The following is a 13365-nucleotide window of genomic DNA, read 5'->3' on the forward strand; positions in this document are numbered from 1 at the left end:
GGATGAGCGCGTGCCGCCTGCAGACGTCCCGGAAGAGGTCCTGACCACCCCGTTCACGGACTACCTGCTCCGCAACGCCGCCGACGACCGGCCCGCGTTCACGTGCCGCACCTTCCCCGGTCCCGCCGATCACACCCTGACCTGGCCGCAGGTGCTCGCGCGCGTCCGCGGTGTCGCGCGGGAGCTGCGCCGCCGCACCGAGCCGGGCGACCGGGTGGCGATCGTCGCCCGGCAGGACCTCGGGTACGTCGTCGCGTTCCTCGGCACGCTCTACGCGGGCCGGATCGCGGTGCCGCTGTCCGTCCCGACCGGCCGCACCGGCCGCGCCCGGATCGACTCGGCGTTCGCCGACGCCACCCCGGCAGCCTGCCTGACCTCGAAGGACCTCCTCGACAAGCTCCCGCCGGTGGTCGCCTTGGCCGTCGAGGACATCGAGCCGGACGACGCCGAGCCACCCGCCGAAGTGGCGATGGGCGATCCGGCGTACCTGCAGTACACGTCGGGCTCGACGAGCCGCCCGGCCGGCGCCGTGATCTCGCACCGCGCGCTGGCGGCCGCCTGCTGGCAGACGACCGGGTGCTACCACGCCGGCGCGTCGACCCACCTGGCCGGCTGGGTGCCGTTCTTCCACGACATGGGCCTGGTCCTGCTCATCGGCACGCCGGTGTTCCTCGGCGCGCACTCGGTGTTCTTCACCCCGATGGAGTTCGTCCGCGACCCGCTGCGCTGGATCCGGCTGCTCGCCGAACACCCCGGCGCGATCACCGCCGCGCCCAACTTCGCCTTCGACCTGGCCGCGGACGCCGCGGGCGAGCTGGACGACGTCGACCTCTCGCACGTCAACTCGGTGCTCAACGGCAGCGAACCGATCCGCGCGGCCAGCCTCGACGCCTTCCATACCGCCTTCACGCGGTTCGGGCTGCCGCGCACCGCCCTGAAGCCGTGTTACGGCCTGGCCGAGGCGACGGTGTTCGTCGCGAGCGCGGGCGACGAGGGTCCGACGATCACGGCGTTCGACGGCGAGCCGCACGTATCGGTGGGGCGGCCGTACGGCCAGCGGATCCGCATTGTCGACAAAGAGATCTGGGTGGCCGGCCCGAACGTCGCCGACGGTTACTGGGGCCGGCCGGACCGCGGTGACACCTTCACCGAGGACGGCTGGCTGCGCACCGGTGACCTCGGGTTCGTCCACGATGGACAGCTGTACGTCACCGGCCGGCTCAAGGACCTGATCATCGTCGACGGCCGCAACCACCACCCGCAGGACATCGAGGCCACCGTCGAGGCCGCGCACCCCGCCATCCGCCGGGCGCGCGTCGCCGCGTTCGCCGTGCGGGACGGCGGCGGCGAGGGCGTCGCGGTGGTGGCCGGCTGCACGGCACCCGGCGACGACGTCGAGACGGCCGTGCGGCGGGCGGTGTCCGCGGGCCACGACCTGCCGCTGCGCGCCCTGTGGCTGGTGCCGCCGGGCGCGGTGCCGCGGACGTCCAGCGGCAAGGTGTCCCGCGCCGCGGCCCGCGACCGGTGGTGGGGCGAGAATGGGCGCCATGGATGACGCGGGCGCCTACGCCGACGAGATCCGCAAGATCGTCTGCACCGCGCTGGAGATCCCGCCGGAGCGGCTCGGCGACACGACCCCGTTCGACGACGTCGGCCTGACGTCCCGGCAGCGCGTCCAGCTGCTCGCCCGGGTCGAGGTGCGCTACGGCGTGTCGGTCGACCTCGACGAACTCGACCGGCTGGTGGACGTCCGCGGCGTCGCCGAGGTGATCTCCGAGGCGGTCGCGGCCCAGCGCCCCACCGGCTAGGTGCACTTCCGCGAAGCCCAGGTAGGCCGCTCGCCCGAACGCTAGACTCTGTGTGCATCTGCGACGGCACCGAACGGCGGCCGGGCGCGTCACAGTCTCGAACACCGAGCAAGGGACTGTGGGATCGAAGGGGGCAGCGACCATGCCAAACGGCTATGAAGCGAGTTCGGAGGCGATGACGCGGGCGCAGATCCGCCTCGCCGACGCCGCCGACGACCCGGCGACCGAGGCGTCGAAGGTCGCGCCGACCGAAATCGCCGCCGTCGACTTCGGCCGCGTGCACCAGGAGAGCTTCGGCAAGTACAAGTCGGGGATCGACCAGATCGGCGCCGGCATGACCGGGCTTTCGAACGCGCTGATGAACCTCAGCTCCGGGATCGGCACCGCGGGCTCCAAGTACAACGCGCAGGAGCAGGACGCCGGCGCACGGGCGAACGCGGCGGGGAGCAAGTAATGGCCGACTGGGCGGAAATCAAGAAGGTCCTCGACGACCCGAACGTCTCCATGGAGAAGAAGTCGGCGCTCATGGAGGCGTACGACGACAACACCTGGAACTTCAACGAAGAGGAAGAGAAGTACGCCAAGGAATACATCGACGGGTATTCCGACCGGACCTGGCTCGACGCGAAGACGCCGTCGATCGGTTCGGGCGAGGACGTCGACAACCGGTTGAAGGAAGCCCAGCAAGAAGGGGCGGCCAAGGGCAAGGAGCAGCAGGCCCAGACCGACCGCAAGAACCAGGCGAAGAAGAACCTCGACGGGATCGCGACCCCCACCCTGGGCGTCGGCGCGAAGACGTCGGACGAAATGCTCGACCAGGGCAACATCACGGTCGACTTCCTGGCCCTGTGGACCGACGACATCTGGAACAAGATCAAGGGCGGGTCGGGCCACATCGACTCGCAGAAGGACCTCAAGGACAAGTTCCACGAGAACCGCGGCATCCAGTTCCAGAAGTTCCTCACCGAGGCCGACGACCTGAGCAAGGCGCACAAGGTCGTCGAGGACACCCTCGGCAAGAGCGACACCGAGCTCCAGACCCTCTTCGGGGAGTGGAAGGGCAAGGGCGCGAACGCGGCGGAGATCAAGTACGACGAGACCGTCAAGCCGCACGCCCAGGAGCTGTCGAAGCAGATCGACGGCGCCGCGAAGCTGATCCCGCAGACCGTGACGCACGTCTACGACGCCGTCAAGAAGAAGGTCGACGAGGTCCTGCAGCTGCACCGCACGACGATCGCCCAGGCCGACATCAACATGGCCCGGGACGTCCTCAAGATCGCCAACGGCGAGACCGAGGAGTTCGACGACTTCATGAAGGTCGCCGGCTGGGTCGACGCCGTCAACGCGAAGAACGGCAATCAGACCAACCTCGCCGAGCGGCTGCAGAACGACGACTGCGGCTTCAACGACGAGAACAAGGAGTACGGCCGCAACGTCTGCCGCTACTGGCGCGACGGCGCGTTCACGACCGAGTACCAGAGCCTGATCACCGCCTTCAACGGCTCGTGCAAGTCGGCCAAGGACACGATCGACCAGCAGTTCGGCGCGCTGGCGAAGTTCATGGACGGCTACCGCAACCAGCTGACCGAGGCCAAGAGCGACCCCGGCAAGGGAACCGACGACGGCGGCAAGGAGAACACCGGTGGCCCCGGCAAGAACGACAACGGCGGCGGCACGGGCGGCGGCACCGGGGGCGGGACCGGCGGCGGTACGGGCGGTGGCACCGGCGGCGGGGGCAGCACGACGCCGTCGGCGGCCGAGCCGCCCAAGACCGAAGACCCGGCCAAACCCGACGACGGCAAGAACCCGATCACCGGGAAGCCGCTCGAGATGGACCCGGACACCGGCAAGCCGTACCCGATCGACCCGACGACCGGCGAGGCCATCAAGGACACCGACGACACCGACACGGTGTCGGTCAAGAAGGGCGACAACACGATCGAGATGTCCGAGCCCGACAAGGAGGGCAAGCAGGACATCTCCGTCGACGACGGCCACGGCAACAAGAAGGACTACCACCTCGACTGGGGTGACGACGACAAGGCCGATGCGGGCAAGGACGGCAAGGACGGCGCCAAGGACGGCTCGACCTTCGGACCCCAGGGCTCGCAGGCGGTCAAGGAGGGCCAGCCCTCCGCCGACGGCAGCTACAAGCCGGGCCCGGACGGCAAGATCCACATCCAGGACGGCAACCTCAAGATCACGGCCGAGCGGCCGGAGGGGCCGGACGGCCCGACGATCGTGACCGTCGACGACGGCAAGGGCGAGCCGACGACGTACACGCTCGACGAGAAGGACGATCCCAAGGCGAGCGACCTCAAGACCGATCCGGCGTCGACCGACGGCAGCAGCTCCGCGATCAAGCACGACGCGAGCGCCGAGTCGGCCGTCACGAAGGACCCGGCGCCGGACAACCCGGACCCGGGCTTCACGCGGAGCGCGTCGAGCGAGGGCGGGTTCGTCGCCCCGGGCGGCCAGGACTTCTCCGGCGACTTCGGCGGCAGCGGAAGCGTCGGCGCGGAGCCGGCGGTGGCCGTGGCCGACGCGGGTGCCGGCGGCGACTCCGGGGTGGCCGGCGGTGGCGGCGGCGACGCGACGACCACGGCGGGGGCGAGCGACTTCGGGTCCGCCGTCACCGGCGGCGGGTCCGCGGACTTCGCCGGCGCGGTGTCGCTCGACCCGGGCGCGCAGACCGGCAGCGACACGTCGCTCCCGATGTCCGACGGCGGCGGGCTCGGTGCGACCCCGGTCGACCCGGGCGCGCACCAGGCCGCCGCGAGCTCGTCGGGCATGAGCGGGATGAGCGGCATGGGGGGCATGGGCATGATGGGCGGCATGGGCGGTTCGCCGGGTGGTGGCGGTGGCGACCAGCAGCGCGGGCCGAGCCAGTACCGCATCGAGGGCGGCGTCTTCGAGACGAGCGGCGCCAAGGGCCGGATCAGCGGCTCGCTCGACGACGAGGGTGACCGTTCGATCCGGTACGACCGGTGATCAGGGCTGAGGAGGGTCGGCGATGACCAGCGCCGAAGACCGGTACCGCGCGGCGATCTCGACGATGGACGCCGCGGCGCGGGAGCAGGACGAGCAGCGGGGCCTGCGCGAACGCCGCGTCGCCGAAGCGGAGACGCAGGCCCGCGAGGGGCTGAAGAACGAGCTGGCGGCCGCGCAGAAGTACGCCGAGCACATGGACGAGCTCAACAAGCGCAAGCAGAGCGCGGGTGGCTGGGCGACGGAGAAGACGCTGGCCGACAAGGGCCGCGAGTCCCTGATGGAGTTCGGCGTCGCCGACGAGGAGGCCGACACCGGCCGCACGCCGTACCCGACGCCGAGCTACGGGACCCCGGTCCAGGCCGCGCCTCCCGCACCGGAGCCGCCCGCGCCGCCGCCGGCGCCGGAGCAGCCGAAGCGGGGCCGCCACGCGCGTCAGCCCGACGACGAGGACGACTTCTCCAGCACCAGCTGGCTGGTCTGACCCGCAGGGGTCAGTGCGCGGGTTCTTCCTCGCGCTCGATGGGGGCGCGCTTGACGTCCGCTTCGAGGAGGGGCCGGTACTTGTCGGTGCCGGTCAGGTGGGTGAGGAAGAACGCCGTGAACAGGGCCCGCGTGAGCTGCTGGGTCTTGCGGTGCGGCTTGCCGTGCATGATCAGCTGGGACCAGTGCTTGCCCTCGGTGACGCCCAGGTGGGTCGATTTGCCGAGCGTGCGCAGCTGAACGTCTTCGCCGCCCCAGGCGTCGGTGATGGCCTCGGCGTGCCCGACCTTGGGGGCGACGAGGTCCTCTTCGGCGGCGAGGTGCAGCCCGGGGACGGTGATGGCCTTGGCCGCCTCGGTGGCGGGCGGCATCGTCTGAGCGGCGGTGATGGTGGCGACGGCCTTGATCCGAGGGGTTTCGGCCTGGGCGTCCGTCGCCGCGGCGAGGACGGCGGAGCCCCCACCGGTCGAGTGCCCGGCGAGGCCGAGCTTGGCCGGGTCGACGCTGATGCCGTCCGGCCCGAGCCGCACGGTCGTGACGACGTCGAGGGTGGTCAGCAGATCGGCGCCGAGCAGCCGGTGCGAGGGCAGGGGCCCCCGTTGGGTGGCGGGCGCGGCGGCGACGATGCCCCAGCTGGCGAGGTGGTGCAGCAGCTGCCGGTACCGATCGGGCGGCTGCAGCCAACCGTGCCCGAAGGCCAGGGCGGGCAACCCGAGCCCGGCGCGTGGTGTGTAGACGACGCCGGGCAGCCCGACCAGGGCGAGGTTGCCCCGCAGGACCTCGTGCGGACCCGGGTGCGTCAACTCCGCGAGCAGCTGCTTGGGCTTGCTGGCCATGCGGGAACCCTACTGTGCGGGAGGGACCGGGGCGCGCTCGCCGCCCGGCGCGCCGCTCGCAGCCTGGGCGCCGACGACATGAACGACTCGTTCATGTCGTCGGGCGAGGTGAACGACTCTTTCATGACATTCCGGCAGGAGTCGGCTCACGTCCGGCCGGCTCGGCCGTCAGGCCGTCGCCCTCGCCGCAGGCGAGACCGGCAGAGCGGCCGTCAGGCCGCAGCTTTAGCTGCCCCAGGCAAGACCGGCAGCAGGAGAGCACAACAGGCACTCCACCCAGACCCTCCCCCCCCCACCCCGATCCGAAGCCAGAACACGGACGGCAGGGCCGGGTCAAGGCATCTTTCCCGCCTTGACGCGGCGCTGCCGTCCGTAGTCACAATCGGGCTTCGGGGTGGCGGGAACCAGAGGCCACACATGTGGGTGACGGAGGCATTGGTCCGGACCACCACCACAACGATCCTCGCAGGTCAAAACCCCTTTCCGGACCCCATCAACCCGCCGAATATCCCTCGTTAGGCTGGAGCGCGTGTGTGGAATCGTGGGATATGTCGGGCACCGCCCGGCTCTGGACGTCGTCCTCGGCGGGCTCCGGCGCATGGAGTACCGCGGGTACGACTCGGCCGGCATCGCCGTGCTGGACGGCGGCGAACTGACCGTCGAGCGCAAGGCCGGCCGCCTGGCCAACCTGGAAGCCCAGCTCGACAAGGTCGGCCGGGAGACCATGAGCGGCACCGCCGGCATGGGCCACACCCGCTGGGCCACCCACGGCGCGCCGATCGACCGCAACTCGCACCCACACCGGGACACGACCCAGCGCGTCGCCGTCGTGCACAACGGCATCATCGAAAACTTCGCCGGCCTCCGCGCCGAGCTGGAAGCCGATGGCGTCGAGATGGCCAGCGACACCGACAGCGAGACCGCCGCGCACCTCGTCGCCCGCGCTTACACCGACGGCGACACCAAGGGCGACCTCGCCGCGAGCGTCGCCGCTGTCTGCCGCCGTCTCGAAGGGGCCTTCACCCTGGTCGTGACGCACGCCGACGAGCCGGACACCATCGTCGCCGCGCGGCGGTCGTCGCCGCTGGTCGTCGGGGTCGGGGAAGGCGAGCACTTCGTCGCCTCCGACGTCGCCGCCTTCATCGAACACACCCGCGAGGCCGTCGAACTGGGCCAGGACCAGCTCGTCGTCATCACCCGCGAGGGCTACGAGGTCACCGACTTCCACGGCGACGCCGCCCAGGCCAAGCCGTTCACCGTCGACTGGGACCTCTCCGCCGCCGAAAAGGGCGGCCACGAGTACTTCATGCTCAAGGAGATCGAGGAGCAGCCCGAAGCGCTGGCCAACACGCTGCGCGGCCACTTCGAGTCCGGCCGGATCATCCTCGACGAGCAGCGCATCTCCGACCAGGACCTGCGTGACGTCGACAAGGTCTTCGTCGTCGCCTGCGGGTCGGCCTACCACTCCGGCCTGGTCGCGAAGTACGCCATCGAGCACTGGACGCGGCTGCCGGTCGAGGTCGAGCTGGCGTCCGAGTTCCGCTACCGCGACCCGGTCCTCGACCGCGACACGCTCGTCGTCGCCGTGTCCCAGTCCGGCGAGACGGCGGACACGCTCGAAGCCGTCCGGCACGCGCGTGAGCAGAAGGCGCGCGTCCTGGCCGTCTGCAACACCAACGGCGCGCAGATCCCGCGTGAGTCCGACGCCGTCCTCTACACCCACGCCGGCCCCGAGATCGGCGTCGCCTCGACGAAGGCGTTCCTCGCCCAGATCGCGGCCAACTACCTGGTCGGCCTGGCGCTGGCGCAGGCGCGCGGCACGAAGTACCCGGACGAGGTCGCCCGCGAGTTCGCCGAGCTGGAGGCCATGCCCGCGGCCGTCCGGAAAGTACTGTCCACTGTGGAGCAGACGCGCGACCTCGGCCGGCGCATCGCCGACTCGCGCGCGGTGCTGTTCCTCGGCCGCCACGTCGGCTTCCCGGTCGCCCTCGAAGGCGCGCTGAAGCTCAAGGAACTCGCGTACATGCACGCCGAGGGCTTCGCGGCCGGCGAACTCAAGCACGGCCCGATCGCGCTGATCGAAGAGGGCCTGCCGGTCGTCGTCGTGATGCCCTCGCCCAAGGGCCGCGCGGTGCTGCACTCGAAGCTCGTCTCGAACATCAGCGAGATCCAGGCACGCGGTGCTCGCACGATCGTGATCGCCGAAGAGGGCGACGAGACCGTCCGGCCGTTCGCCGACGAGCTCATCGAGGTCCCCGCGGTGCCGACGCTGCTGCAGCCGCTCGTCTCCACGGTGCCGCTGCAGGTGCTCGCCGCGGAGATCGCCCGCGCCCGCGGGTACGACGTCGACAAGCCGCGTAACCTGGCGAAGTCCGTCACAGTCGAGTAATCGCTGGAGGCCTCGCCGTGCAGGGAATCTGGACCACGGAACGGATTCGCGAAGCGGAGGGGCGGGCGTTCGCCGTCACGCCGGAAGGCGAGCTGATGCGGCGGGCGTCCTTCGGGCTCGCGGTACAGCTCGCGGACTTCCTCGAAGACCACGCCGGCGGCGTTTCCGGCCGCCGGGTCGTGCTGCTGGTCGGCTCCGGCGACAACGGCGGTGACGCGCTCTGGGCCGGAGCGTTCCTGCGCCGGCGCGGAGTGGCCGTCACGGCGATCCTGCTCAAGCCCGAGAAGACGCACGCCAAAGGCCTCGCCGCCCTGAAGCGGGCCGGCGGCCGGGCGGTGCCCGCCGAGGACGGTCCACAGTGGATCGCCCGCGCCGATGTCGTCGTGGACGGCATCATCGGCATCTCCGGCAAGGGCTCGCTGCGCCCGGACGCCGCGCGGCTCGTCGACCTCGTCGAGGCCCCGATCGTCGCGGTCGACCTGCCCAGCGGCGTCGACCCGGACACCGGCGCGGTCGACGGCCCCGCGGTGCGGGCCGCCAAAACCGTCACGTTCGGCGCGCTCAAACCGGTGCACGCGCTCGCGCCCGCCCACTGCGGCGAGGTCGTCCTCGTCGACATCGGTCTCGAACTCACCGAACCCGATCTGCGCCGGCTCGACATCGTCGACGTCGCCGCCGCGTGGCCCGTCCCGGGCCCGGAGGACGACAAGTACAGCCAGGGTGTCGTGGGCATCGCGGCGGGCTCGGCGACGTACCCGGGCGCGGCGGTGCTGGCGGCGGGCTCGGCGGTCCGCGCGACGGCGGGCATGGTGCGTTACGCGGGCCACGCGGCCGACGTCGTCCGGCAGCAGTGGCCGGAGATCATCGCGACGGGCACGGTCGCGGACGCGGGCCGCGTGCAGGCGTGGGCGGTCGGGCCGGGCATCGGCACGGGTTCGGAGGGGCGTGACGTCCTGCGGTACGTGCTGGGCCAGGGCGTCCCGGTCTGCGCGGACGCCGACGCGACGACGATCATCGCGAAGTCCCCGGACGTCCTCGACGCCCGCGACCCGGACACGCCGCTGGTCCTGACCCCGCACGCGGGCGAGTACGAGCGCCTGATGGGCCGGGCGCCGGGCGCGGACCGCGTGACGGCGGCGCGCGAAGCGGCGAAGAAGTACAACGCGGTGGTGCTGCTGAAGGGCCATGTCACGGTGGTCGCGGCTCCGGACGGCCGGGTCGCGGTGAACAAGCCGCACGGCGCTTGGCTGGCGACGGCGGGCTCGGGCGACGTGCTGTCCGGCCTGGTCGGAGCCCTGCTGGCGGCCGGGCTCGACCCGTGGCTGGCGGCCTCGGCGGCGGCCCACGTGCACTCGCTGGCGGGCGCGATCGCGGCCCAGAACGCCCCGACGTCGGCATCGGGCCTGGTCTACGCGATACCGGAGGCGATCCGGGCGATCCGCTCTCTAACGTCCTGAGAAGAGTTATCGAGTTCTCTGTTAACTCCGGGCGTTAAATCTGGTAAGAATGCCGTGTGAGCGGCGGCACAGCACCCGGAGACCGGAAGACCCGGCCGTCCGATGCCGTCGTCGAACAGCGGCGGCAGGACATCCTCGACCACGTCATCGAGCACGGCGAAGCCCGCATCGACGACCTCACCAGCCGCTTCAAGGTCAGCCTCATGACCATGCACCGCGACCTCGACGACCTCGCCGAGCGCCGCCTCCTGCGCAAGCTGCGCGGCAAGGTCGAGGCCTACCCCGCGCTCACCATCGAGAGCGCCGCCCGCTTCCGCGACACGCTGCACCACGACGAGAAGGACGCCCTCGGCGAAGCCGCCGCGAACCACGTCCAACCCGGGCAGACCGTCTTCGTCGACGACTCCACCACCCTCCTCCCGCTGGTCAAGCGCCTCGCCGAGATCGACGCCCTGACCGTCGTCACCAACTCGCTGCACGCCGCGCGCCTGCTGGGCCCGAAGAACGACGTCGTGCTCGCCGGGGGCCGGTACTCGCCGGAGTACGACTCCTGCGCCGGTCCCGAGGTCCTCAACCTGCTCGACTCCATCCGCGCCGACGTCTCGTTCGTCTCGGTCACCGCCGTCGCCGTCGGGCGGCTCTTCCACCCCGACCGCGACTACGCCGAGCTCAAGAAGGCCGCGCTGAAGGTCGCGAACCAGAACGTCCTCGTGGTCGACCACTCGAAGTTCGGCCGCACCGCCACCTACGCGCACGGCGACGTCGGCGACTACGACCTGCTGATCACCGGCCAAGCCACGCCCACCGAGGAGATCGAAGCCGCGCTCAACGCCGGCACCACGATCGAGATCGTCGAACACGTCGCAGAGGGGCAGCCCTATGACAGCTGAGCTGGTCGCCGGCATCGACTCGTCCACGCAGTCGACCAAGGTCGTCGTGTGCGACGCCGAAACCGGCGAAATCGTCCGCACCGGCCGCGCGCCGCACCCCGAGGGCACCGAAGTCGACCCCGCCGCCTGGTGGGACGCCTTCCAAGAGGCCACGAAGGGCCTGCTCGACGACGTCAAGGCCATCGGCGTCGGCGGGCAGCAGCACGGCATGGTCACCCTCGACGAAGCCGGCGAGGTCGTCCGGCCCGCGCTGCTCTGGAACGACACCCGGTCCGCGCGCTCGGCCCTCGACCTCGTCGACGAGCTCGGCGGCCCGTCGGTCTGGGCGAAGTCCGTCGGCTCGGTGCCCGTCGCCAGCTTCACCGTGACGAAGCTGCGCTGGCTGGCCGACAACGAGCCCGAGCTCGCCGACCGCGTCGCCCGCGTGCTGCTCCCGCACGACTGGCTGACCTGGAAGCTCACCGGCGGCGACCCGGTCACCGACCGCGGCGACGCGTCCGGCACCGGCTACTTCTCGCCGTCCGACAACGCCTACCGCCTCGACGTCCTGAGCCACGCCTTCGGCGGCCGGACGCCGGAGCTGCCCACCGTGCTCGGCCCGGCCGACGCCGCGGGGCACACCGCGAACGGCGTGCTCGTCTCGGCGGGCACCGGCGACAACATGGCCGCCGCGCTCGGGCTCGAACTCACGCCCGGTGACGTCGTCGTCTCGCTCGGCACCAGCGGCACCGTGTTCGGCGTCGCCGAGGCCGGCGCGGCGGACGCGTCCGGCGAGGTCGCCGGGTTCGCCGACGCGACCGGCCGGTTCCTCCCGCTGGCCTGCACGCTCAACGCCGCCCGCGTCCTGACCGCGACGGCGTCGATGCTCGGCGCGACGCTGAGCGAGTTCGACCGCCTCGCCCTGACCGCCGAACCGGGGTCCGGCGGCCTGACCTTCCTGCCCTACCTGGACGGCGAGCGCACCCCGAACCTCCCCGGCGCGACCGGCTCCCTGAGCGGGCTGACCAGGGACAACATGACCCCGCAGAACCTCGCGCGCAGTGCCGTCGAAGGCATGCTCTGCGGCCTCGCCGCCGGGCTCGACGCGGTGCGCGCGCACGGCATCGACGTCCACCGTGTCCTGCTGATCGGCGGGGGCGCGCAGTCGGCCGCCGTCCGCGCGGTCGCGCCGCTGGTGTTCGGCGTGCCCGTGCAGCTGCCCGAAGTCGCCGAGTACGTCGCCATCGGGGCGGCGCGCCAGGCGGCCTGGGCCCTGACGTCCAGCGCGGAACCCCCGTCCTGGCAGAAGAACCAGAAGCTCCGGCTCGAGCTGGACGAGCCGACCGAGGCGCAGCGCGCCGAGGGCCACCGGATCCAGCAGCGCCACCTCGAAGCCCGCGAAGCGGCGCACGGGGTCCGGCGGAATCTCGGAGAGGACTGACCGATGGCTTCCATCACCTACGACAAGGCGACCCGGCGTTACGCCGGTTCGGACCGTCCCGCGGTCGACGCGCTGGACCTGGAGATCGCGGACGGCGAGTTCCTGGTGCTGGTCGGCCCGTCCGGCTGCGGCAAGTCGACCAGCCTGCGCATGCTCGCCGGCCTCGAGGACATCGACGACGGCGCCGTGTGGATCGGCGACCGCGACGTCACGCAGCTGCCGCCGCGCTCGCGGGACATCGCGATGGTGTTCCAGAACTACGCGCTGTACCCGCACATGACGGTCGCCCAGAACATGGGCTTCGCGCTGAAGATCGCCGGCCGCCCCGCGTCCGAGATCAAGCAGAAGGTCCTCGAGGCCGCGAAGCTGCTGGACATCGAGCAGTACCTGGACCGCAAGCCGAAGGCGCTGTCGGGCGGTCAGCGCCAGCGCGTCGCGATGGGCCGCGCGATCGTGCGCGAGCCGCAGGTCTTCCTGATGGACGAGCCGCTGTCGAACCTAGACGCCAAGCTGCGTGTCTCGACGCGTACGCAGATCGCCGCGCTGCAGCGCCGCCTCGGCGTCACCACGGTGTACGTCACGCACGACCAGGTCGAGGCCATGACGATGGGTGACCGCGTCGCGGTGCTCTCGGACGGCCTGCTCATGCAGTGCGACACCCCGCGCGCGCTGTACGACCGGCCCGCGAACGCTTTCGTCGCGGGCTTCATCGGCTCGCCGGCGATGAACCTGGTGACCGCGAAGCTGACGGCGGACGGCGCCGAGGTCGGTGGCGCGCGCGTGCCGCTGACCCGCGAGACCATCGCCGCGGCCGACGGCGACACCGTGACCCTCGGCTTCCGGCCGGAGGCCCTCGAGGTCGCCACCGGTGACGGCACCCTGCCGATCAAGGTGGAGCTGGTCGAGGAGCTCGGTTCGGACGCCTACGTCTACGGCAAGCTCGCCGAGACCGACGCGGCCGACAACAAGTCGAACGTCGTCGCCCGGGTCGACCCGCGCACGCCGCCCGCCATGGGCGACACGCTCAACCTGCGGATCCGCCCCGACGAGCTGCACGTGTTCTCCGCCACGTCCGGGCTGCGCCTGCCCTGACC

General features: G+C 71.5%; 11 protein-coding genes. 10 read left to right on the forward strand and 1 reads right to left on the reverse strand.

Translation table 11 applies throughout. The features are described from left to right. Positions 1-10: 10 nt before the first annotated feature. The 5 genes from BLV96_RS25340 to BLV96_RS25360 all read left to right on the forward strand — a co-directional run bounded on the left by BLV96_RS25340 (position 11) and on the right by BLV96_RS25360 (position 5280). Positions 11-1555 carry a fatty acyl-AMP ligase gene (locus BLV96_RS25340; RefSeq protein WP_086679269.1) on the forward strand — a complete coding sequence of 515 codons (1545 nt, stop codon included), beginning with the start codon at positions 11-13 and terminating at the stop codon, positions 1553-1555. Then, positions 1548-1808 (forward strand): acyl carrier protein, encoded by a 261-nt coding sequence (locus tag BLV96_RS25345; RefSeq protein WP_086679279.1) that lies wholly within the window; start codon positions 1548-1550, stop codon positions 1806-1808. Before BLV96_RS25340 ends, BLV96_RS25345 begins: the two co-directional genes overlap by 8 nt. A gap of 142 nt (positions 1809-1950) precedes the next feature. After that, on the forward strand, positions 1951-2262 hold the full coding sequence (locus tag BLV96_RS25350; RefSeq protein ID WP_244180449.1) for a hypothetical protein: 312 nt from the start codon (positions 1951-1953) through the stop codon (positions 2260-2262). Further along, positions 2262-4799 (forward strand): WXG100 family type VII secretion target, encoded by a 2538-nt coding sequence (locus tag BLV96_RS25355; RefSeq protein ID WP_086679267.1) that lies wholly within the window; start codon positions 2262-2264, stop codon positions 4797-4799. The genes BLV96_RS25350 and BLV96_RS25355 overlap by 1 nt, the downstream gene beginning before the upstream one ends. Positions 4800-4821: 22 nt before the next feature. Continuing rightward, positions 4822-5280 carry a hypothetical protein gene (locus BLV96_RS25360; RefSeq protein WP_086679266.1) on the forward strand — a complete coding sequence of 153 codons (459 nt, stop codon included), beginning with the start codon at positions 4822-4824 and terminating at the stop codon, positions 5278-5280. Positions 5281-5290: 10 nt separating this feature from the next. Here BLV96_RS25360 and BLV96_RS25365 read toward each other — a convergent pair whose 3' ends face one another. Further along, on the reverse strand, positions 5291-6115 hold the full coding sequence (locus BLV96_RS25365; RefSeq protein WP_086679265.1) for a dienelactone hydrolase family protein: 825 nt from the start codon (positions 6113-6115) through the stop codon (positions 5291-5293). Between the two features lie 529 nt (positions 6116-6644). Here BLV96_RS25365 and glmS point away from each other — a divergent pair. Genes glmS through BLV96_RS25390 form a run of 5 tightly spaced genes read left to right on the forward strand, consistent with a single transcriptional unit; the run spans position 6645 to position 13363 of the window. Beyond that, positions 6645-8504: a glutamine--fructose-6-phosphate transaminase (isomerizing) gene (gene glmS / locus BLV96_RS25370; RefSeq protein WP_086675585.1), complete on the forward strand. Its 1860-nt coding sequence runs from the start codon at positions 6645-6647 to the stop codon at positions 8502-8504. A 17-nt stretch (positions 8505-8521) separates the two neighbouring features. After that, positions 8522-9961 (forward strand): NAD(P)H-hydrate dehydratase, encoded by a 1440-nt coding sequence (locus BLV96_RS25375; RefSeq protein WP_086675586.1) that lies wholly within the window; start codon positions 8522-8524, stop codon positions 9959-9961. Between the two features lie 56 nt (positions 9962-10017). Next, positions 10018-10851, forward strand: coding sequence for a DeoR/GlpR family DNA-binding transcription regulator (locus BLV96_RS25380; protein WP_086675587.1), 834 nt, complete (start codon positions 10018-10020; stop codon positions 10849-10851). Beyond that, positions 10841-12271: a xylulokinase gene (gene xylB, locus BLV96_RS25385; protein WP_086675588.1), complete on the forward strand. Its 1431-nt coding sequence runs from the start codon at positions 10841-10843 to the stop codon at positions 12269-12271. The genes BLV96_RS25380 and xylB overlap by 11 nt, the downstream gene beginning before the upstream one ends. A gap of 3 nt (positions 12272-12274) precedes the next feature. Next, the gene (locus BLV96_RS25390) at positions 12275-13363 is read left to right on the forward strand and encodes an ABC transporter ATP-binding protein (RefSeq protein WP_086675589.1); all 1089 of its coding nucleotides are present in this window, start codon (positions 12275-12277) and stop codon (positions 13361-13363) included. Positions 13364-13365: the final 2 nt, after the last annotated feature.

Source organism: Amycolatopsis pretoriensis, from assembly GCF_900107925.1.
Taxonomy (GTDB): domain Bacteria; phylum Actinomycetota; class Actinomycetes; order Mycobacteriales; family Pseudonocardiaceae; genus Amycolatopsis; species Amycolatopsis pretoriensis.

Coding starts and splice junctions, on each gene's coding strand:
- BLV96_RS25360 (WP_086679266.1), top strand. CDS start 4,822: ATGACCAGCGCCGAAGACCGGTACCGCGCGGCGATCTCGACGATGGAC.
- BLV96_RS25365 (WP_086679265.1), bottom strand. CDS start 6,115: ATGGCCAGCAAGCCCAAGCAGCTGCTCGCGGAGTTGACGCACCCGGGT.
- BLV96_RS25390 (WP_086675589.1), top strand. CDS start 12,275: ATGGCTTCCATCACCTACGACAAGGCGACCCGGCGTTACGCCGGTTCG.
- xylB (WP_086675588.1), top strand. CDS start 10,841: ATGACAGCTGAGCTGGTCGCCGGCATCGACTCGTCCACGCAGTCGACC.
- BLV96_RS25355 (WP_086679267.1), top strand. CDS start 2,262: ATGGCCGACTGGGCGGAAATCAAGAAGGTCCTCGACGACCCGAACGTC.
- BLV96_RS25345 (WP_086679279.1), top strand. CDS start 1,548: ATGGATGACGCGGGCGCCTACGCCGACGAGATCCGCAAGATCGTCTGC.
- BLV96_RS25350 (WP_244180449.1), top strand. CDS start 1,951: ATGCCAAACGGCTATGAAGCGAGTTCGGAGGCGATGACGCGGGCGCAG.